The sequence below is a fragment of the Rhodococcus sp. PvR044 genome (assembly GCF_040548995.1).
In the GTDB taxonomy this organism is placed as follows: Bacteria; Actinomycetota; Actinomycetes; order Mycobacteriales; family Mycobacteriaceae; genus Rhodococcus_G; species Rhodococcus_G oryzae.
The window spans coordinates 54466-71810 of record NZ_JBEPSX010000001.1 but is presented as its reverse complement, the minus strand read 5'-3'; the positions used below and the strand labels follow the sequence as shown (position 1 = coordinate 71810).

At 69.5% G+C, this 17345-nt stretch carries 17 protein-coding genes; 6 read left to right on the top strand and 11 right to left on the bottom strand.

What is annotated here, in order from left to right:
- Positions 1–23 precede the first annotated feature (23 nt).
- Positions 24–1913 carry an ABC transporter ATP-binding protein gene (locus tag ABIC28_RS00370; RefSeq protein WP_097210302.1) on the top strand — a complete coding sequence of 630 codons (1890 nt, stop codon included), beginning with the start codon at positions 24–26 and terminating at the stop codon, positions 1911–1913.
- Between the two features lie 66 nt (positions 1914–1979).
- Here ABIC28_RS00370 and ABIC28_RS00365 read toward each other — a convergent pair whose 3' ends face one another.
- Positions 1980–3641 carry a 2-isopropylmalate synthase gene (locus ABIC28_RS00365; RefSeq protein ID WP_354577931.1) on the bottom strand — a complete coding sequence of 554 codons (1662 nt, stop codon included), beginning with the start codon at positions 3639–3641 and terminating at the stop codon, positions 1980–1982.
- A 196-nt stretch (positions 3642–3837) separates the two neighbouring features.
- Between ABIC28_RS00365 and ABIC28_RS00360 the strand changes: the two genes are divergently transcribed.
- Positions 3838–4533: a FadR/GntR family transcriptional regulator gene (locus ABIC28_RS00360; RefSeq protein ID WP_097210300.1), complete on the top strand. Its 696-nt coding sequence runs from the start codon at positions 3838–3840 to the stop codon at positions 4531–4533.
- 33 nt (positions 4534–4566) lie between these two features.
- Here the strand turns inward: ABIC28_RS00360 and cds1 are convergent, their stop codons facing one another.
- Together cds1 and ABIC28_RS00350 are read right to left on the bottom strand one after the other, a co-directional pair.
- Entirely contained in the window at positions 4567–5652 is a 1086-nt protein-coding gene (gene cds1, locus ABIC28_RS00355) for an L-cysteine desulfhydrase Cds1 (RefSeq protein WP_097210367.1), read from the bottom strand.
- A gap of 8 nt (positions 5653–5660) precedes the next feature.
- Positions 5661–5999 carry a DUF4229 domain-containing protein gene (locus ABIC28_RS00350; RefSeq protein ID WP_354577062.1) on the bottom strand — a complete coding sequence of 113 codons (339 nt, stop codon included), beginning with the start codon at positions 5997–5999 and terminating at the stop codon, positions 5661–5663.
- A gap of 162 nt (positions 6000–6161) precedes the next feature.
- Between ABIC28_RS00350 and ABIC28_RS00345 the strand changes: the two genes are divergently transcribed.
- Positions 6162–6374: a BldC family transcriptional regulator gene (locus ABIC28_RS00345; protein WP_077040695.1), complete on the top strand. Its 213-nt coding sequence runs from the start codon at positions 6162–6164 to the stop codon at positions 6372–6374.
- A 19-nt stretch (positions 6375–6393) separates the two neighbouring features.
- Here the strand turns inward: ABIC28_RS00345 and ligD are convergent, their stop codons facing one another.
- Entirely contained in the window at positions 6394–7368 is a 975-nt protein-coding gene (gene ligD / locus ABIC28_RS00340) for a non-homologous end-joining DNA ligase (protein WP_354577059.1), read from the bottom strand.
- 143 nt (positions 7369–7511) lie between these two features.
- On the opposite strand from ligD, the gene ABIC28_RS00335 reads away from it, so the two are divergent.
- The 3 genes from ABIC28_RS00335 to ABIC28_RS00325 all read left to right on the top strand — a co-directional run bounded on the left by ABIC28_RS00335 (position 7512) and on the right by ABIC28_RS00325 (position 9536).
- Entirely contained in the window at positions 7512–7994 is a 483-nt protein-coding gene (locus tag ABIC28_RS00335) for a Zn-ribbon domain-containing OB-fold protein (protein WP_354577057.1), read from the top strand.
- The gene (locus tag ABIC28_RS00330; RefSeq protein WP_354577055.1) at positions 7991–9196 is read left to right on the top strand and encodes a lipid-transfer protein; all 1206 of its coding nucleotides are present in this window, start codon (positions 7991–7993) and stop codon (positions 9194–9196) included. The genes ABIC28_RS00335 and ABIC28_RS00330 overlap by 4 nt, the downstream gene beginning before the upstream one ends.
- Before the next feature lie 136 nt (positions 9197–9332).
- Complete coding sequence (locus tag ABIC28_RS00325; RefSeq protein ID WP_077040692.1) at positions 9333–9536, top strand: hypothetical protein; 204 nt, start codon at positions 9333–9335, stop codon at positions 9534–9536.
- A 45-nt stretch (positions 9537–9581) separates the two neighbouring features.
- Here the strand turns inward: ABIC28_RS00325 and ABIC28_RS00320 are convergent, their stop codons facing one another.
- The 7 genes from ABIC28_RS00320 to ABIC28_RS00290 all read right to left on the bottom strand — a co-directional run bounded on the left by ABIC28_RS00320 (position 9582) and on the right by ABIC28_RS00290 (position 17318).
- Entirely contained in the window at positions 9582–11231 is a 1650-nt protein-coding gene (locus ABIC28_RS00320) for an NTF2-like N-terminal transpeptidase domain-containing protein (protein ID WP_354577052.1), read from the bottom strand.
- A gap of 149 nt (positions 11232–11380) precedes the next feature.
- On the bottom strand, positions 11381–12505 hold the full coding sequence (locus ABIC28_RS00315) for a MinD/ParA family ATP-binding protein (protein ID WP_392978249.1): 1125 nt from the start codon (positions 12503–12505) through the stop codon (positions 11381–11383).
- Between the two features lie 33 nt (positions 12506–12538).
- Positions 12539–13522: a c-type cytochrome biogenesis protein CcsB gene (gene ccsB / locus ABIC28_RS00310; RefSeq protein WP_097210294.1), complete on the bottom strand. Its 984-nt coding sequence runs from the start codon at positions 13520–13522 to the stop codon at positions 12539–12541.
- Between the two features lie 16 nt (positions 13523–13538).
- Entirely contained in the window at positions 13539–15224 is a 1686-nt protein-coding gene (resB, locus tag ABIC28_RS00305; protein WP_097210293.1) for a cytochrome c biogenesis protein ResB, read from the bottom strand.
- Positions 15221–16054, bottom strand: coding sequence for a cytochrome c biogenesis CcdA family protein (locus ABIC28_RS00300; RefSeq protein WP_097210365.1), 834 nt, complete (start codon positions 16052–16054; stop codon positions 15221–15223). Before ABIC28_RS00300 ends, resB begins: the two co-directional genes overlap by 4 nt.
- 5 nt (positions 16055–16059) lie before the next feature.
- On the bottom strand, positions 16060–16653 hold the full coding sequence (locus ABIC28_RS00295; RefSeq protein ID WP_097210292.1) for a TlpA disulfide reductase family protein: 594 nt from the start codon (positions 16651–16653) through the stop codon (positions 16060–16062).
- A complete protein-coding gene (locus tag ABIC28_RS00290; protein WP_179800445.1) occupies positions 16650–17318 on the bottom strand; it encodes a histidine phosphatase family protein in 669 nt (222 codons plus the stop codon). Before ABIC28_RS00290 ends, ABIC28_RS00295 begins: the two co-directional genes overlap by 4 nt.
- Positions 17319–17345 lie beyond the last annotated feature (27 nt).

Below are 17345 nucleotides of genomic sequence, written 5' to 3'. Positions count from 1 at the left end.
CACACCAACCCGAGAGGTCCACCATGAGCATGGAATCCGTCGCGTGGAGCTCGATGTACCGCATGATGAACTCCCACGACGAGAAGCGGCCGTTCTCGATGGCGACGGTCCGTCGAATCCTCGGCTTCGCCAAGCCACACCACCGCAAGCTCGCAAAGTTCCTGCTGATCAGCGTCGTGACGGCCGCCCTCGCCGTCGCCACGCCCGTGCTGGCGGGACGCGTGGTCGACGGCATCGTCAACGGCTCCGACGCAAGCGTCGTGATCAGACTCGCGGTGTTGATCGCGCTGATCGCGATCGTCGAGGCGGGCCTCGCGCTGTACAACCGCTTCCTGTCCGCGAGCATCGGCGAGGGCCTGATCCTCGACCTGCGCACCGCGGTCTTCGACCACGTGCAGAAGATGCCGATCGCGTTCTTCACCCGCACCAGGACCGGGGCGCTGGTCAGCCGCCTCAACAACGACGTCATCGGCGCCCAGCGGGCGTTCAGCGACACCCTCTCCGGGGTCGTCGCAAACCTGGTCACCCTCACCCTGACACTCGTCGTGATGCTCAGCATCTCCTGGCAGATCACCGTGCTCTCGCTGCTGCTGCTGCCGGTCTTCGTGTTGCCCGCCCGCCGGATCGGATCCCGGATGGCGCACCTGCAGCGCGAGGCGGCGAACCACAACGCGACCATGAGCACGCAGATGACGGAGCGGTTCTCCGCTCCCGGCGCGACGCTGGTCAAGCTGTTCGGCCGTCCCGCCGAGGAGTCCGCCGAGTTCGCCACCCGCGCCGGACGGGTGCGCGACATCGGGGTGCGCACCGCGATGGTGCAGTCCGCCTTCGTCACCGCGCTGACCCTCGTCTCCGCCCTGGCCCTCGCGCTGGTCTACGGGCTCGGCGGCTTCTACGCACTCAAGGGTCAGCTCGACGCGGGTTCGGTTGTGGCCCTGGCGCTGCTGCTGACCAGGCTGTACGCACCGCTGACCGCCCTCGCGAGCGCACGGGTCGAGGTGATGAGCGCGCTGGTCAGCTTCGAGCGGGTCTTCGAGGTGCTCGACCTCGAGCCGCTGATAGCCGAGAAGCCGAACCCGGTTCCGGTGCCGGACGGACCGGTGTCGGTGGAGTTCGACAAGGTGCGCTTCGCGTACCCGTCCGCGGACAAGGTGTCGCTGGCCTCGCTCGAGGAGGTCGCGCAGCTCGACAACCGCGGCGGTGTCGAGGTCCTGCACGAGCTGTCGTTCCGCGTGGAGCCCGGCCAGATGGTCGCGCTGGTCGGCTCGTCCGGCGCGGGCAAGTCGACCATCGCGCAACTCGTGCCCCGGCTCTACGACGCCGACTCCGGCGCCGTCCGGCTGTCGGGGGTGGACGTGCGGGACCTGTCCGCGGCGTCGATCCGCGGCGCGGTCGGGATGGTCACCCAGGACGGGCACCTGTTCCACGAGTCGATCCGGGCGAATCTGCTCCTGGCCCGGCCGGGAGCGACCGAGGAGGAGCTGTGGGAGGTGCTCGGCCGGGCCCGCCTGACCGAACTGATCGCGGCCCTGCCCGACGGACTGGACACCGTCGTCGGTGAGCGGGGATACCGCCTCTCGGGCGGCGAGCGTCAGCGACTGACCATCGCCCGCCTGCTGCTCGCGCACCCGCGGGTGGTGATCCTCGACGAGGCCACCGCACACCTGGACTCCACCTCGGAGGCCGCGGTGCAGGCTGCACTCGGCGAGGCACTGGCCGGCCGGACCTCGGTGGTGATCGCGCACCGACTGTCCACGATCCGGGCCGCGGACCAGATCCTGGTCATCGAGGAAGGCCGGGTCCTCGAGCGCGGCACCCACAACGAGCTGCTCGCCGCAGGCGGACGGTACGAGGAGCTGTACCGCACCCAGTTCGCGGACACCGACGCCGACGCGAAGGTCACCGCGAGCTGAGAGTCCGGGCAGGCCGCGGTCGACGATCGCGGCCTGCCCGGTCACGGCGCTCGGATCGGGCCGGACCTATCCGGTCGCGGTGACCGCGGCCAGCACCGACTCGAGCGCCGACGCGGTGACCGAGGAGTCCAGCCCGACGCCCCACCGTGTGGTCCCGTCGATTCGGCACTGCGCGAACGTGATCGCCCGGCCGTCGCCGCCCTCGCCCACCGACTGCGCCGCCAGGCTCAGCACCTCCACCTCCCACCCGCGCTCGGACAGGATCCTGGTCAGCGCATCGACGGGTCCGCTCGCAGTCGCAGCCCCCACGACGGGTGCGCCGCCCACCGCGGCCTCGATCCGCAGCTCATCACCGGCCTCCCGGTGCTCGACCGTCCACCGCGCGAGCTCACCGCGGTTCCCGTACTCGGCGAGCAGCAGGTCCCACAGCTGCTGCGCGGTCACCTCGACCCCACTGTCGTCGGCGGTGCGCTGCACCCGACGCGCGAAGTCGATCTGCAGACCCCTTGGCAGGTCGATGCCGTACCCGCTCTGCAACAGGTACGCGATGCCACCCTTGCCGGACTGGCTGTTCACCCGGATCACGGCCTCGTAGTCGCGGCCGACGTCGCGGGGGTCGATCGGCAGATAGGGCACGTCCCATGACGCCCGGTCCGGATCCGTCCCCGCAGCCCGTGCCGCGGCGTGATGGTGGGCGAAGCCCTTCTTGATCGCGTCCTGATGAGTGCCCGAGAACGCGGTGTACACCAGGTCGCCGCCGTAGGGATGGCGCTCGTGCACGTCGATCCTGTTGCAGTGCTCCACCGTTCGGCGCACCGCGTCGAGGTCGGAGAAGTCGATCATCGGGTCGACGCCCTGGGCGTGCAGGTTCAGACCCAGCGTCACCAGGTCCACGTTCCCGGTCCGCTCGCCGTTGCCGAACAGGCAGCCCTCCACCCGCTGCGCGCCCGCCAGCACCGCCAGTTCCGCGGCCGCGACGCCGGTGCCGCGATCGTTGTGCGGGTGCACCGAGAGGATCACCGAGTCCCGCTTGGCCAGGTGTCGGTGCATGTACTCGATCTGATCCGCATAGACGTTCGGGGTGGCGATCTCCACCGTCGCGGGCAAGTTGTGGATCACCGGCCGGTCCGGGTCGGCGTCCCACAGTTCGGTGAGGCTGTTGCACACCTCGAGGACGAAGTCCGGCTCGGTCAGGTTGAACACCTCGGGCGAGAACTCGAAGCGCGTGCCGGTCGCGGTGTCGCCACACCGGGCCACGTCCTGCGCCGCGTCGAAGATCAAGCGGTGTAGCTCATCTCGATCGCGTCCGAGCACGACCGACCGCCAGGTCGGCGCTGTCGCGGTGTACATGTGCAGCACCACGTTCGGCAACCCGCGCACCGATTCGAAGGTTCGCTCGATCAGGTCGGTGCGGGCGGCGGTGAACACCACGATGGTCACGTCGTCGGGCACCAGCCCGAGCGTCGCGAGGTCGCGGACGAAATCGAAGTCGGTCTGGCTGGCGGAGGGGTAGCCGACCTCGATCTCCTTGTAGCCCATGGCGATCAGTTGCTCGAAGAAGCGGCGCTTGCGCGCCGGGTCCATCGGCTCGGCCAGCGCCTGATTGCCGTCGCGCAGGTCGACGGGCACCCAGAGAGGCGCGATGGTGGTCCGGTTCGAGGGCCACGTGCGTTCGGTCAGCGGCACCGGCACCCGGTCGATGTACGGCCGGTAGCGGTGCGAGGGCATCGGGGACGGGGCTTGGGGGTTCCAGTTCACGGTGGGTCTCCTGTGCGGATCGAGATCGATCGACCGGCACGGCCGAACCCCGCGGCGGGGAGCCGGTCCGGTCAGACCCCGCCGCGGCGTCCGAGGAGCAGTCCGCGAATGGCCACGTCGGCTAAGCTAGACGAAACCAACTTGTCTGACAACCTGAGGAGTTTGTGTGGTCGCAGCGCCCCTTCGAAATCTGCTCGCCGACCAGACCGCCGAGCTGCTGCTGGCGCGACTGAGCGCGGGCGAATGGGCGGTCGGCGCCAAACTGCCGGGCGAGACCACCCTCGCAGCCGAACTCGGCGTCGGCCGATCCACCGTCCGTGAGGCGCTCCGGATGCTCTCCGGACAGGGATTGCTGCGGTCGCGGCAGGGCGCGGGCGTGTTCGTCGAGCGCACCGAACCGGTGCCCGCCGACGGCTGGGACGGCGTGCTCCGCGCCGAGGCCATCGCCGCGGTCGTCGAGGTACGCAACGCGATCGAGGTGGAGGCCGCCCGATTGGCCGCGCAGCGCGCCACCGCGCGGGACGTGACGGCGATGCGGCGTGCACTCGGGCTGCGCTCGGCCGCCGTGACGTCGGACCATCACGCCTTCGTCGAGGCCGACATCGCGGTCCACCGCGCGGTGGTCGCGGCTGCACACAACCGGGTTCTCAGCGAACTGTTCGAAACCTTCGTGCCACGGCTGACCGAGGCGCTGGTCGAGATGATCGAGCTGTTGGACCTCCGCGAGACGGACCAGGAACCGAACTCGGACGAGCACCTCGCCCTGGTGGAGGCGATCGCGGCGGGCGACGAGGAGGCCGCCGTCCGGGTCAGCCGCGCGCACCTCGGCGCGATGCTCGCGGCGGTCCGGACGCCCCGCTGACGGCGGCGATCGGCACCACCCGGCGAGGGGGCGTCAGGCGGACCAGCGCCCGGTGGCCGCGAAGGCCTCCAGCACCGCGGTCGGCTCGGTCAGGTCCATCCCCTCGCCGCGCACCCACTCGTCGTTGAAGTACGTTCCCGCGTACCGTTCCCCGCCGTCGCAGAGCAGGGTCACCACGCTGCCCGTGCGGCCGGCGGCCAGCATCTCCGCGATCACGCCGAACGCGCCCCACACGTTGGTCCCGGTGGACCCGCCGACCCGTCGGCCGAGGACCTCGCTCACGTGCCGGGCGGCCGCGATCGACCCCGCGTCCGGCACCGGCACCATCCGGTCCACGACCTGCCCGACGAACGAGGGCTCGACCCGCGGCCTGCCGATGCCCTCGATCCGCGACGGCATCCCGGTCTCGTAGGCGGCGGACGCGGTCTCATAACCACCGATGAACGCGGAGTTCTCTGGATCGACCACCAGCAGCCGGGTGGCGTGCCTGCGGTACCGGATGTATCGCCCGATGGTGGCGCTGGTGCCGCCGGTGCCCGCACCGACCACGACCCAGTCCGGGATCGGGTGCTGCTCGAGCGTCATCTGCTGGAAGATCGACTCGGCGATGTTGTTGTTCCCGCGCCAGTCGGTGGCCCGCTCCGCGTGGGTGAACTGGTCCATGTAGTGGCCGTTGCACTGGGACGCGAGCCTGCTCGCCTCCGCGTAGATCTCCGAGGGGCGATCGATGAAGTGGCAGCTGCCGCCCTGCGCCTCGATGAGCGCGATCTTCGCGGGGCTGGTGCTCCGCGGCATCACGGCGACGAAGTCCAGGCCGAGCAGCTTCGCGAAGTAGGCCTCGCTGACCGCGGTCGACCCCGACGACGCCTCGATCACCGTGGTGCCCTCGGTCACCCACCCGTTGCAGATGGCATACAGGAACAGCGACCGCGCGAGCCGATGCTTGAGGCTTCCGGTGATGTGGGTGGACTCATCCTTGAGATAGAGCTGGATGTTCCACTCGGCCGGCAGCGGATAGCGCAGCAGGTGGGTGTCCGCACTCCGCTGGGAATCGGCGTCGATCAGCCGAACCGCGTTGTCCACCCAGTCCCTGGGCGCGCTGTGGTCGACGACCCCCATCGCGGCGGTCACTTGCGGCCGTCTGCGTCACCGGATCCGTCGCCGCGCAGCTTGGCCCGCAGATCGTCGCGGTCCGCCCGGCGCTGGGCATCCACCGCGGAGATCTCCTCGTTGACCCGGGTACGCAGCTTGCCGAACAGCACGAGCGAGAGCGGCAGCGCGATGATCACCGCGAAGATCAGTGCCACCAGCAGCGGCACGTCCACGTTCAGCAGCACACTGACCCCGAGGATGATCGCCGCGATCAGGACGACGAGACCCAGTCGGGCCACGGTGTACAGACCGAGGTCCCGCGCCAGCGAGCGTTTGGCGTTCGACGGGGCGGGGTTCTGCGAGGAATCAGTCACCCTCCCAGGTTACCGACCCGCCGATCACCGGCCCCGGGTGCCGGACTTATCCGATTTGCGAATTACTTCCGCTTTACCAAATCGGGATCGTTCGAGTACCCGGGGCACCGGGTGCCAGGATGTCCGCACGTTCGTACCGCACAAGCGCATGGAGGATTCTCGATGAGCGCCCCGTCGTTCCGCGCCGCCCAGGAATCGCTGCTGACCCCAGGTCAGGTTGCCGCCCTGTTCCACGTCGACCCGAAGACGGTCACCCGATGGGCTCACGCCGGACGCCTCGGCTCCCTGCGCACCCCCGGCGGTCACCGCCGATTCCGCGAGTCCGAGGTGATGGAGCTGCTGCAGTCGCTGACCACCGAGGCCACCACCCGCTGACAGAGCCCGGCCCGCCGCCTCACGTCCGCTCGGGTTCCGGCGGCACGGCCGCACCCTCGCGTGCATCGCGCTCGGCCCACTCGAGCAGCGGCGCTATGTCGAACGTCGCGTCGTCGATCCCCTTGTGCAGGTCGCCGAGCTCCGCGAATCGAGCGGGCATCGTGCCGATGGTGAAGTCCTCGGGCCGCGCATCGTCGACCTCGTCCCAGCGCAGCGGCGCCGACACCCGCGCGTCCGGGACACCGCGCACCGAGTACGCCGCGGCCATCGTGTGGTCGCGGGCGTTCTGGTTGTAGTCGACGAACAGCGCCGCCGGGTCCCGATCCTTGCGCCACCAGGCGGTGGTCACCTCCTCGGGCGCGCGCCGCTCGACCTCCCGCGCGAACGCAAGCGCCGCCAGCCGGACGTCGCCGAAATCGTGCTCCGGCGCGATCCGGACGTAGACGTGCAAGCCGCGCCCGCCGGACGTCTTCGGCCACCCGGTCGCGCCGATCTCGTCGAGCATCTCGTGGACGACGGCCGCGACGCGGCGCACCCGACCGAAGTCGCACTCCGGCATCGGATCCAGGTCGATCCGCCATTCGTCGGGCTTCTCTGTGTCACCGCGACGGCTGTTCCATGGATGGAACTCGACCGTACTCATCTGCACCGCCCAGGCAACGGCTGCCAGTTCGGTAACGCACAGCTCGTCGGCATACCTGTCATAGCGCGGGAAATGCAGGCGGACCGTCTCCAGCCAGGACGGCGCGCCGCGCGGGATCCGCTTCTGGTGCACCTTCTCCCCCGCCAATCCCTCGGGGAACCTGTGCAGCATGCACGGCCGCTCGTAGAGCGCGCGCACGATGCCGTCGCCTACGGACAGGTAGTACTCGACGAGGTCGAGCTTTGTCGCCCCGGTTGCGGGAAAATAGACGCGATCCGGGTTCGAGACACGCACCACCCGGCCGTCGACCTCGATCTCGACGGCCGGACTCCCGCCCTTGCTGGCAGCCATGGTTCACAACGTATCCGGATCCGACGCCCGCTGGGCGGGATCTCGCCCTCGACATCGCCGATCCCGTGCGATACTGCAACACGTTCTACTTCGGGACACCGGTCCCGACCGTCCGATCAGGCTCGACAGCAGATGAGGTTTGCATGAGCGACACCGCCACACAGGCCGCCGGCGACAGCGTCACACCAGCAGTAGCGGGCTGGTTCACCACCGGCCCGGCACCGGCCCTGATCGGCACCTCGTGCCAGTCGTGCGGCACGATCTCGTTCCCGCGGGAGACCACCTTCTGCAAGAACCCCGCCTGCTCGGGCGAGGAATTCGAGGACGTCGAGCTCTCCCGCCACGGCAAAGTGTGGTCGTACACCGACGCCCAGTACCAGCCGCCGGCCCCGTACATCCCGACCACCGACCCGTACGTGCCGTTCGCACTTGCCGCGGTCGAGCTGCCGGAGGGCCTCGTCGTGCTCGGACAGGTGGCCGACGGCTTCGGCGTCGACGACCTGAAGGTCGGCGACGACGTCGAGTTGGTCGTCGAACCCCTCTACACGGACGAGACCGGCGTGCGCACCATCTGGCGCTGGAAGCCGACCACCACCGACACGAACCCGAACGGAGCACAGGCATGAGCGGCGCAGGATCCAACAACGACGTCGCGATCCTCGGTGTGGGGATGCACCCCTGGGGCAAGTGGGGCCAGTCGTTCGTCAAGTACGGCGTCGCGGCGGCCCGTGCCGCCCTCGCCGACTCCGGCGTGAACTGGCAGGACGTCGACTTCATCGTCGGCGGCGAGACCGTCCGCAACGGCTACGGCGGATACGTCGCGGGCGCGACCTTCGCCCAGGCCCTCGGCTGGAACGGCGCCCGCGTCGCCACCTCGTACGCGGCGTGCGCCACCGGCGCACAGGCCCTGGACACCGCCCGCGCGCGGATCCTCGCCGGCCTGAGCGAGGTCGCCCTTGTCGTCGGGGCCGACACCACCCCGAAGGGCTTCCTGGCCCCGGTCGCAGGCGAGCGCTGGGACGACCCGGACTGGCTGCGGTTCCGCCTGATGGGCATGACCAACCCGGCGTACTTCGCGCTCAACGCGCGCCGCCGCATCGACCTCTACGGTGCGACCCCGGAGGACTTCGCCGCGGTCAAGGTCAAGAACGCCAAGCACGGCCTGAACAACCCGAACGCCCGGTACCGCAAGGAGGTCACGGCGGCCGACGTGCTGGCCTCCCCCGTGGTGTCCAACCCCCTGCACCTGCTGGACATCTGCGCGACCTCCGACGGCGGCGCGGCGATCATCCTCACCTCGATGGAGTACGCCCGCAAGATGGGCATCGCGGAACCGGTTCGGATCAAGGCGATCTCGACCGTCACGCCGACCTTCCCGCAGACCATCATGGACATGCCGAACTTCTCCACCGACTCGGCCTCCGCGGTGCCCGCCCCGGAGCGGACCTTCAAGGAGTCGATCGGCTACGCGGCGTACGAGGAGGCAGGCATCTCGCCGGAGGACGTCGACGTCGCCGAGGTCTACGACCTGGCCACCTCGGTCGAGCTGGACTGGATCGAGGACCTCGCGCTGTGCAAGCGCGGCGAGGCCGAGCACCTGCTGCGCGCGGGCGAGACCACCATCGGCGGCCGGATCCCGGTCAACCCGTCCGGCGGCCTGGCCTGCTTCGGCGAGGCCGTGCCCGCCCAGGCGCTGGCGCAGGTCTGCGAGCTCACCTGGCAGCTGCGCGGGCAGGCGGAGGGCCGTCAGGTCGAGGGTGCCCGCATCGGCATCACGGCGAACCAGGGCCTGTTCGGCCACGGCTCCTCGGTGATCGTCTCGGCCTGACATCACACGCCTGTCACGAACGGGCGGTCATCGGAGCATCGGTCGACAGACCTGCCCGAAGACCGCCCGTTCGTGTGTTCAGACAATGGTGCCGCCGCGCCGTGACGCGGCTACGCTCGAATCAAGGAGGTGCGTCGTGATCTATCTGGTGACGCTGATAGCGCTGGTGATACTGGCGGTGCTGTTGTGGAAGGCCTTCGGCCCCGACACCTCCGCGCCGCCCGCGGGACGTGTTCTCGGTCCGGACGACGACCCGGAATTCTTGTGGCGGATGAACCGTCGGGCCCACCCCACCACGGGCGAGAACCCCGAGAGCGGCCCGGTCGACCCCAAGGAGTGAGCGGCACGCCAGGTGATCAGGACGGCGTGATCAGGACGGCGGCGATCAGGGAGTCGGCGGCTTCGCCATCTCCTTGAACAGCTTGCTCGTCATCTTCACGGCCTGGTCCGAGCCGTCCGCGTCCTTGACGAAGACCGCGAACGCCAGATCGCCCTTCGACCCGTAGAACCACCGGTCGTCCTCGAACGAGCCGGTCATCCCGATGAGGTCGCCTTGATCGGCCAGCATCGAGGCGGGCCCGCGGTGCACGTTCTCCCACATCATCGTGCGCAGCCGGTCGTTCACCTCCCGTGGCATCGGTGCGGGCGACTCGTCGGTGGTGGCCGGCTGACCTGCGGCGATCACCGGCACCGCGGTCGATCCGCGGGCGACCGAGGCCGCGACGAGGGTCATCCCGAGGGGGCTGACCTTCACCTGCTTGTCCGTGTCGGGTCCCGACTCCGTCCGCATGAGGTTGGCGCCCTTACCGTCGAGGTCGTCGGTCCGCTGTTCCAGGCCGGGCATCTTGTAGTCCATACCGAGGCCGAGCTGGCGGGCGGCGTGCTGGATGTCGGTGTTCTGCGCGGTCGCCGCGGCGCCGACGAGATCGAGGGCCGACCCGGCCGGGAACTGCCCGGTGAACGCCACCGGACCCATCTCCGCAGCCTGATTGTTCTGGGTGACCGCCAGCACCGCTCCGGTGGAGGGCTGCATCATCACGATGACGGCGGGCGTGCCGACGCTGACCACCGCCTCCTCTGCGGCCAGCTGCACCCGCGGGTCGAGGGTGGACCGGATGTCGGGCCCGGGCGGCCCCTGGAATCCGGTCTGCCGGATCAGCGTGCCGTCGGGGTCGACCGCGTGCACCGCCCAGCCCGCGGTCTCGTCTCGGTTGAGCTGCCAGACGTTGCGCATGGCGTCGACCATCGGCCCGGACACCCGGCGGTCGTTGCTGATCAGCTTGAGTCTCTGATCGATAACGACGCCGGGAACGGCCCGCAGGTCGTCCTCGAGCACCGCGAAGTCGTCGTCGCGCAGGCTCACCGCGGTGATCCGCTGGCCCGGCGTCGCGGCCAGTTCCTGCATCAACGTGGGCCCGGTGATGAGCGGCGCGACCGGCTCGATGACCTTTGCCAGCCTGTTCGTGCTGAGCACCGGGTCGGGCATGGCGCCGGGGTCGAGGGTGACCGTGTTGATGCGCTGCTCGGTCATCATCAGGTTCCCGGCGATGTCGAACACCCGCGGGGGCGCGGCATCCGTGCGGTCGTAGCGGAGGGTCCGGCCGTGCCCCAGCCCCGGCGCGAGGGTCTGCGGTTGCCACGAGACCCGCCAGCCGATGCTGAGCTTCCTGACGCGGCCATCGATGTTGTACTGCCAGTTCTTTCCGTCGCCGAAGCTCCAGTCCGCGGTCGCGTTGAAGATCCCGGCGTCGTCACCGAGCGGGATGTACTGGTTGACGTCGAACGTGGCCTTCTCGGCGTGCAGGCCGTCGAAGGCCTGGGTGATGGCCGCCTCGGCCGCCGCCGGGTACGAGGTCAACTCGGCTGCCTCGCCGATGTCGCCCTCGGTGAGGGCGGCGGCGAAGCGCTCGACCACGGATTCGGGGTCGGTCTTGGGCCCATCGAAGAACCCGCTCACCACCCCGACCGCAAGCGAGAGTGCCGTGGCCAAGGCAATGCCGTTCCACATCCGAAGCTTGTGCCGGACCGCGCGCATGTTCCGATCATCCGCCCGAAGACCGTTATCGCAGCGAACACGGGGTCACAAGTCCGCCACAGTTGGGTGACGTTGCGCGAACGCTGAGGCTGACCTTCAGGGTCGGGTCACGCGATGCTCACGGCCCGATCACGAGCAAATCGCTTGCGTCAGAGCCGATCTTGCATCGCAAAACTGGACATCGGGAAGTCCGCGGCGACAGCCGCGGCCAGCTCGAGCAGGGCGTTCCTGGTCTGCGGGCGGAGCCGGTCGAGGTCGATCTCGGCGCCCTCCTCCAGGTGCGGGTCGAACGGGATCAGGCGAACCGCCCGGCAGCGCTGCTCGAAGTGCTCGACGACCTTCGCGAGGTCCACCTTGCCCGAACGCGGGCGCACGGCATTGACCACCGCCACCGACTTGCTCACCAGGTCCGCGTAGCCGTGCGCGTCGAGCCAGTCCAGCGTCGCCGACGCGCTGCGGGCGCCGTCGACGGAGCCCGAGCTCACCACGACCAGCGAGTCGGCCTCCTCGAGGATGGTCTGCATCGCCGAGTGCATGAGTCCGGTGCCGCAATCGGTCAGCACGATCGAGTAGAACTTCTCGAGCATGTCGATGGTCGTCGAGTAGTCCTCGGCACTGAAGGCCTCGGAGACGGCCGGGTCGCTGTCCGAGGCGAGCACCTCGAGGCGATGCGCGCTCTGCGACGTGTACCCGCGCACGTCGCTGTACTTCTCGATGCTGTCGGCGTCGCGCAGCAGGTTACGCACGGTCGCGGGCGTCTCGAGCGGGATCTTCTGGCTCAGGGTGCCGCGGTCCGGGTTCGCGTCGACCGCGATCACCCGGTCGCCGCGCAGCGAGGAGAAGGTGGACCCGAGCGTCGCGGTCGTCGTGGTCTTGCCGACGCCGCCCTTGAGGCTGAGCAGCGCGATCTTGTAGCAGCCCTGCAGCGGCTGGTTGACCTGTTTGGTCAGCTCCAGGCGGCGCTGTTCCTTGGCGCTGTTGCCGACGTTGATGTACCGGCCCGACAGTTGGTAGAGCGCCTTGCGCCACCCCGCGGTCGGGGCCGGCTTGACCTGCTTGAGCAGCAGCGACGTCGACAGGTCGCGGGCCGAGACGACGTGGTGTCGCTCGGGTGCTTGCTGGGCGGCCGCGGGTCCGGCCTGCGCGGACGGCTGTGCCGCCTCCGGACTCACGGACTCCCACGAACCGACGTTGTTCTGCGCCACGGCGGCACTCCCCCTGTTGCTGACACTTCCCCCAGGACTCGCCCCAGCGCCGAGTCCGCGCTGGACAATAGCAGGCCGCGCGGTCTGGTTCCTATCGGAGAATCAGTTGAGACCGGCGTAGGAGTGCAGGCCGGAGACCACCATGTTGATGATGAACAGGTTGAAGAGCATCGCGACGAACCCGGCGATGTTGATCCACGCGGCCCTGGTGTCCCGCCAGCCGGAGGTCGCCCTCGCGTGCAGGTAGGCGGCGTAGATCACCCAGGCGATGAAGGACACGGTCTCCTTGGGGTCCCAGCCCCAGAACCGGCCCCAGGCCGCTTCGGCCCAGATGGCGCCGAGGATCACGCCCGCACCGAACAGCGGGAAGGCGATGATGGTGGTCTTGTAGGCCAGCCGGTCGAGGGTCTGCGCGTCGGGCAGCCGCTCCGCGACCTTGCCCCAGAAGCCGTCGCCCTCCTCGCCCTTCGGCTGCCGCATCCGGAGCAGGAACATCAGGCTGGCGACGCCGGAGACCAGGAAGATGCCGCTGCCGGTGGCCACGATGGTGACGTGGATGGGCAGCCAGTACGAGCGCAGCGCGGGCACGACCGGGGCGGCGTCGGCGTAGAGCACGGTGGCCGCGAGGAACATCAGCGGGATCACCACGACGAGCACGAACACCCACAGCGAGCGGTAGGTCTGCTTGCGCAACAGCACCAACCCGATCAGCATCGCGGCCGCGGTCGCCATCGTGACGAACTCGTACATGTTGCCGAGCGGGAACCGTTCGGTGGCGAAGCCGCGGAGCACGATCGAGCCGATGTGCAGCGCGACGCCGACCACCAGCAGCGAAAGTGCCATGTTGCCGAGCCGCTCGGACCACGGCTTACGTGGCGCCTCGACCACCTTGCCGGGCACGGACGGCGCCGCGGGAGCGGTGACGCCACCCGCGGCCACCAGCTCGCGCGCCTCGCGAGCCTGGACCTCGTTCGCCCGCGCTGTCGCGTACTGGGCGATCAGCAGCACGAAGGCCAGGACGTAGATCGCGAACGCAGACTCGAACGCCCAGTCGCTGTACTGGGCAATGGTCTCGTTGATCGGCATGGTTTTCTCCTGCGCCTCAGGCGCGGTTCTCCGAGGTGATCTTCGTGTTCAGGTCCGCGAGCAGACGGCTGCTCAACCGGTCGAACTCGTCGCCCCAACCGGCCTGGTCGGTGCGGGCGAGCCCGCCCAGTTCTACTACGGTACGTCGTCGATGCGGATCCAATGTATCCGACACCGTGTCGGCATCCGGATCGGCGGGGTACACACGCACCCAGATCCGGCGCCGCTTGATCAGCAGCGACACCAACAGGCCCGCCATCATCGAGATCGCGAACACCAGCACCCACTGCTGCGCGGGGTCGTGCGAGACCTGGAGGTTGACGAATTCCTTGGCCCCGTCGAACTGCACCTTGGTGCCGTCCGCCAGGGTCGCGCTCTCGCCCGGCCGCAGGTTGACGCGGTCCTGCTTGGCCATCCGGCCCTGGTTGACGAGCTCCTTGCTGAGTGAGAACAGCGACTGGGGGTTGCCGGTGTCGAGCCCGGTGTCGCCCTTGTAGATGTCGATCGCGACGGCCGGGTCGGTCATCGCCGGGTAGCTCGAGGCCAGCAGGTTGCCGTGGAACAGCGCGGTCGGCGCGAACAGCCCCTCGATGCCGATCTGGTTCTTGCGACGCTCGGTGGAATCGGGGTACATCCCGCCAGGCGGGTCGAACCGCATCGCCCCACTCGAGAGGAAGGTGGTCGCGTCGTCGGGACGCCACTGCAGCGTCTCGGTGCGCGTCTCCCCGTTCGGGAAGGTCACGGTGAACGTCGGCGCGTAGCCGTGGCCCTGCAGGTACACCCGGTCGCCCGCGACCCGCAGGGGGTGGTTCACCTGCAGCCGCTCCTCGCGCCAGGTGTTGTTCGCCAGGTCGTCGCCTGCCTGGTACTCGATGTTGGAGGTGAACATCTCGGCCTGGCCGTTGTCCAGGTAGTCGGCCTTGAAGTCCTTGACCTTCACGCACAACGGCGTCAGACCAGTGCCGTCCTCGGAATAGCCGGCCCGGAACCCATCGAACGCGGCTGGCGAGGTGGTGCAGAAGCCCGGGCCGCCGTCGGCGATCACCACGACGTTGCCCTCGTAGCTCATCAGCTTGCCGATGGCGATCGCGGCGAGCAGGCCGACCAGCGACAGGTGGAAGAGCAGGTTGCCCGCCTCGCGCAGGTAGCCCTTCTCCGCCGACACCGTGACCTCGCCCGGCTTGCCCGCCCGCAGCTCGTCGCCAGTGCGGGTGACCGTGCGCCAGCCGCGCAGCTGCCCGCGGACCAGGGCCGCGACGGCCTCCGGCTCGTCGGCGACGGTGACCTCGGTGTGGTGCGGGAGCCGGGCCAGGTTGCGCGGCGCCGCGACCGGCTTGGTGCGCAGCGCCTTGTAGTGCTCCCAGCAACGGGGCGTGATGCAGCCGACCAGCGAGATGAACAGCAACGCGTACACGGCGGTGAACCAGAAGCTGCCGAACACGTCGAACAGTTCCAGCTTGTCCATCAGCGGACCGAGGGTGGGCCGGTTCGCGATGTACTCGTCGACCTTGCCCGCGTTCAGGCTGCGCTGCGGCAGCAGTGCGCCGGGGATGGCCGCGAATGCCAGCAGGAACAGCAGCACCAGCGCGGTCCGCATGGAGGTGAGGCCGCGCCAGGTGTTGCGCACCAGCGCGACACCTCGTCCGGCGAGGGACTGGCGCCGCGGCGGCGTCGAGGCCGGCCTGTCTTCTGTCACCGTCATATCGGCAACGTCACCTCCGAGATGAACGCGTCACGAACCCAACCAACGAAGACGTCCCAGGCGCCGGTGACCAGGGCGATGCCCACCGCCACCAGCATCAGGCCGCCGAAAATCTGAATGGCGCGCGCATTGCGGCGCAGCCAGCCGACCCCACGCAGCGCGCTAACCGAGCCGAACGCCAGGATCACGAACGGCAGCCCGAGGCCGATGCAGTACGCCACGATCAGGGCCACGCCCCTCGCGGCGGTCGCACCCTCGGTGCCCGCCGCCACGGACAGCACCCCGGCGAGGGTCGGTCCGAGGCACGGCGTCCACCCGAGCCCGAACACCGCCCCGAGCAGCGGCGCGCCGATCAGCCCGGACACCCGACGCGGCTCGAAGCGCACGTCCCGCTGCAGCGCGGGCACCAGCCCGATGAACACCAGGCCCATCGCGATGGTGATCACGCCGCCGACCCGCTGCAGCACCTCCCGGTTGACGGTGAGGGCGGAGATCAGGCCGAACACCGAGGCGGTCGCCAGCACGAAGACCACGGTGAACCCGAGCACGAACAGCCCGGCGGCGCCTGCGACCCGCAGGCGCGCGGCGGACCTGGTGTCGGCCTCGGTCTTGAGGGCACCCGCCTCGGCCGCGGTCACCGCGGGTGCGTCCGCGCCGACGATTCCGGCGAGGTAGGACAGGTAACCAGGCACCAGCGGCACCACACACGGCGAGGCGAAGGACACCAGTCCCGCGAGCATGCAGGCGCCGAAGGCGAGCAGCAGCGGCCCGGAGGCCGCGGTGTTGCCGAAGGTCTCACCGATCCCGGCGGCCAGGACGGCGTCGTTCATGGTGCTCACTGTTCCCGCGCAACCCTCTCCACCACCGGCTGGAGATCCTCCGCCAGCAACGCCTTGAGGTACACCGCGGCGACCCGGTGCTCCTTGTCGAGCACCAGGGTGGACGGGATGACGCTCGTCGGGAACTTGCCGCCGAGCGCGGTCAGCGTGCGCATCGACGGGTCGTAGACCGACGGATAGCCGACGTTGTTGTCGGTGACGAAGTCCTTGGCCTTGTCCTGCTGCAGATCCCGGACGTTGATGCCGAGGAAGGCGACGCCGAGATCCTTGGTGTTCTCGTAGACCTTCTCGAGGTCGTCGGCCTCACCGCGGCACGGTCCGCACCACTGGCCCCAGAGGTTGATGACCACCGGCTGACCCTCGAAATCGGACAGCGACGTGGTCTTGCCCTCGACCATGAGGTCGGGCCCGGAGATGTTGCCAATGGTCCCGCGTTCGCTGGGCGGGTCGTAGAAGATCTCCGTCTGCCCGCCGGGCGAGACGAAGTCGAACGTGCCGCCCTGCGCGACGGCGTCGGTGCCGGTGCCGCAGCCGGCGGTGACGGCGGCGACCGCCAGCACCGCGGCTGCCACCCGGGCGACCCGCCTCATGCCCCGGTCACCCTCGGATCGGATGCGCCCGCGGGCTCCGAGTAGACGATGTCGACCAGGGTGTCGCCCTCGTAGACCAGCGAGGTCAGCGAGGCCAGTCCGCACTGGCGGTGCCGCGGGTCGTGCCAGAGCCGCTCGCCCTGCAGGAAGCGGCGCAGCGTCCACACCGGCAGCTGGTGGCTGACGCACACGGCCTCGTGCCCGACGGCGGCGACGCGCGCGGTGTTGACGGCGGCGAGCATGCGGTGCGCGATCTGCAGGTACGGCTCGCCCCAGGACGGGGTGAACGGGTCGCGCAGCTTCCACCAGTGCCGCGGCCTGCGCAGGGCACCGTCGCCGACCGAGACCTTGAGCCCCTCGAACTCGTTGCCCGCCTCGATCAGGTTGTCGTCGGTGACGAGGGTCAGCCCGTGCTCGCCCGCGATCGGCGACGCGGTCTCCTGCGCGCGCTGCAGCGGCGAGGCGACGACGTGGGTGATGTCGTGGTCGGCGAGCACCGAGGCGACCGTGCGGGCTTGCGCCTGGCCGGTCACGGACAGCCGGTAGCCGGGCAGCCTGCCGTACAGGATGCCCTTCGGGTTGTGCACCTCGCCGTGACGAAGGACGTGCACGATGGTGCGCGACTCGGCGGGGTCGGGCGTCGGCGTCTGCTGCAGGGTGCTCACGTGGATTGGCTCCGTGATCTAGGGGTT

What these genes read in the sequence shown, in the direction of transcription:
- ABIC28_RS00370 (WP_097210302.1), top strand. Translation starts at nt 24, where the DNA reads ATGAGCATGGAATCCGTCGCGTGGAGCTCGATGTACCGCATGATGAAC.
- ABIC28_RS00365 (WP_354577931.1), bottom strand. Translation starts at nt 3,641, where the DNA reads ATGCCCTCGCACCGCTACCGGCCGTACATCGACCGGGTGCCGGTGCCG.
- cds1 (WP_097210367.1), bottom strand. Translation starts at nt 5,652, where the DNA reads ATGGGGGTCGTCGACCACAGCGCGCCCAGGGACTGGGTGGACAACGCG.
- ABIC28_RS00345 (WP_077040695.1), top strand. Translation starts at nt 6,162, where the DNA reads ATGAGCGCCCCGTCGTTCCGCGCCGCCCAGGAATCGCTGCTGACCCCA.
- ligD (WP_354577059.1), bottom strand. Translation starts at nt 7,368, where the DNA reads ATGGCTGCCAGCAAGGGCGGGAGTCCGGCCGTCGAGATCGAGGTCGAC.
- ABIC28_RS00335 (WP_354577057.1), top strand. Translation starts at nt 7,512, where the DNA reads ATGAGCGACACCGCCACACAGGCCGCCGGCGACAGCGTCACACCAGCA.
- ABIC28_RS00330 (WP_354577055.1), top strand. Translation starts at nt 7,991, where the DNA reads ATGAGCGGCGCAGGATCCAACAACGACGTCGCGATCCTCGGTGTGGGG.
- ABIC28_RS00320 (WP_354577052.1), bottom strand. Translation starts at nt 11,231, where the DNA reads ATGCGCGCGGTCCGGCACAAGCTTCGGATGTGGAACGGCATTGCCTTG.
- ccsB (WP_097210294.1), bottom strand. Translation starts at nt 13,522, where the DNA reads ATGCCGATCAACGAGACCATTGCCCAGTACAGCGACTGGGCGTTCGAG.
- resB (WP_097210293.1), bottom strand. Translation starts at nt 15,224, where the DNA reads ATGACGGTGACAGAAGACAGGCCGGCCTCGACGCCGCCGCGGCGCCAG.
- ABIC28_RS00300 (WP_097210365.1), bottom strand. Translation starts at nt 16,054, where the DNA reads ATGAACGACGCCGTCCTGGCCGCCGGGATCGGTGAGACCTTCGGCAAC.
- ABIC28_RS00295 (WP_097210292.1), bottom strand. Translation starts at nt 16,653, where the DNA reads ATGAGGCGGGTCGCCCGGGTGGCAGCCGCGGTGCTGGCGGTCGCCGCC.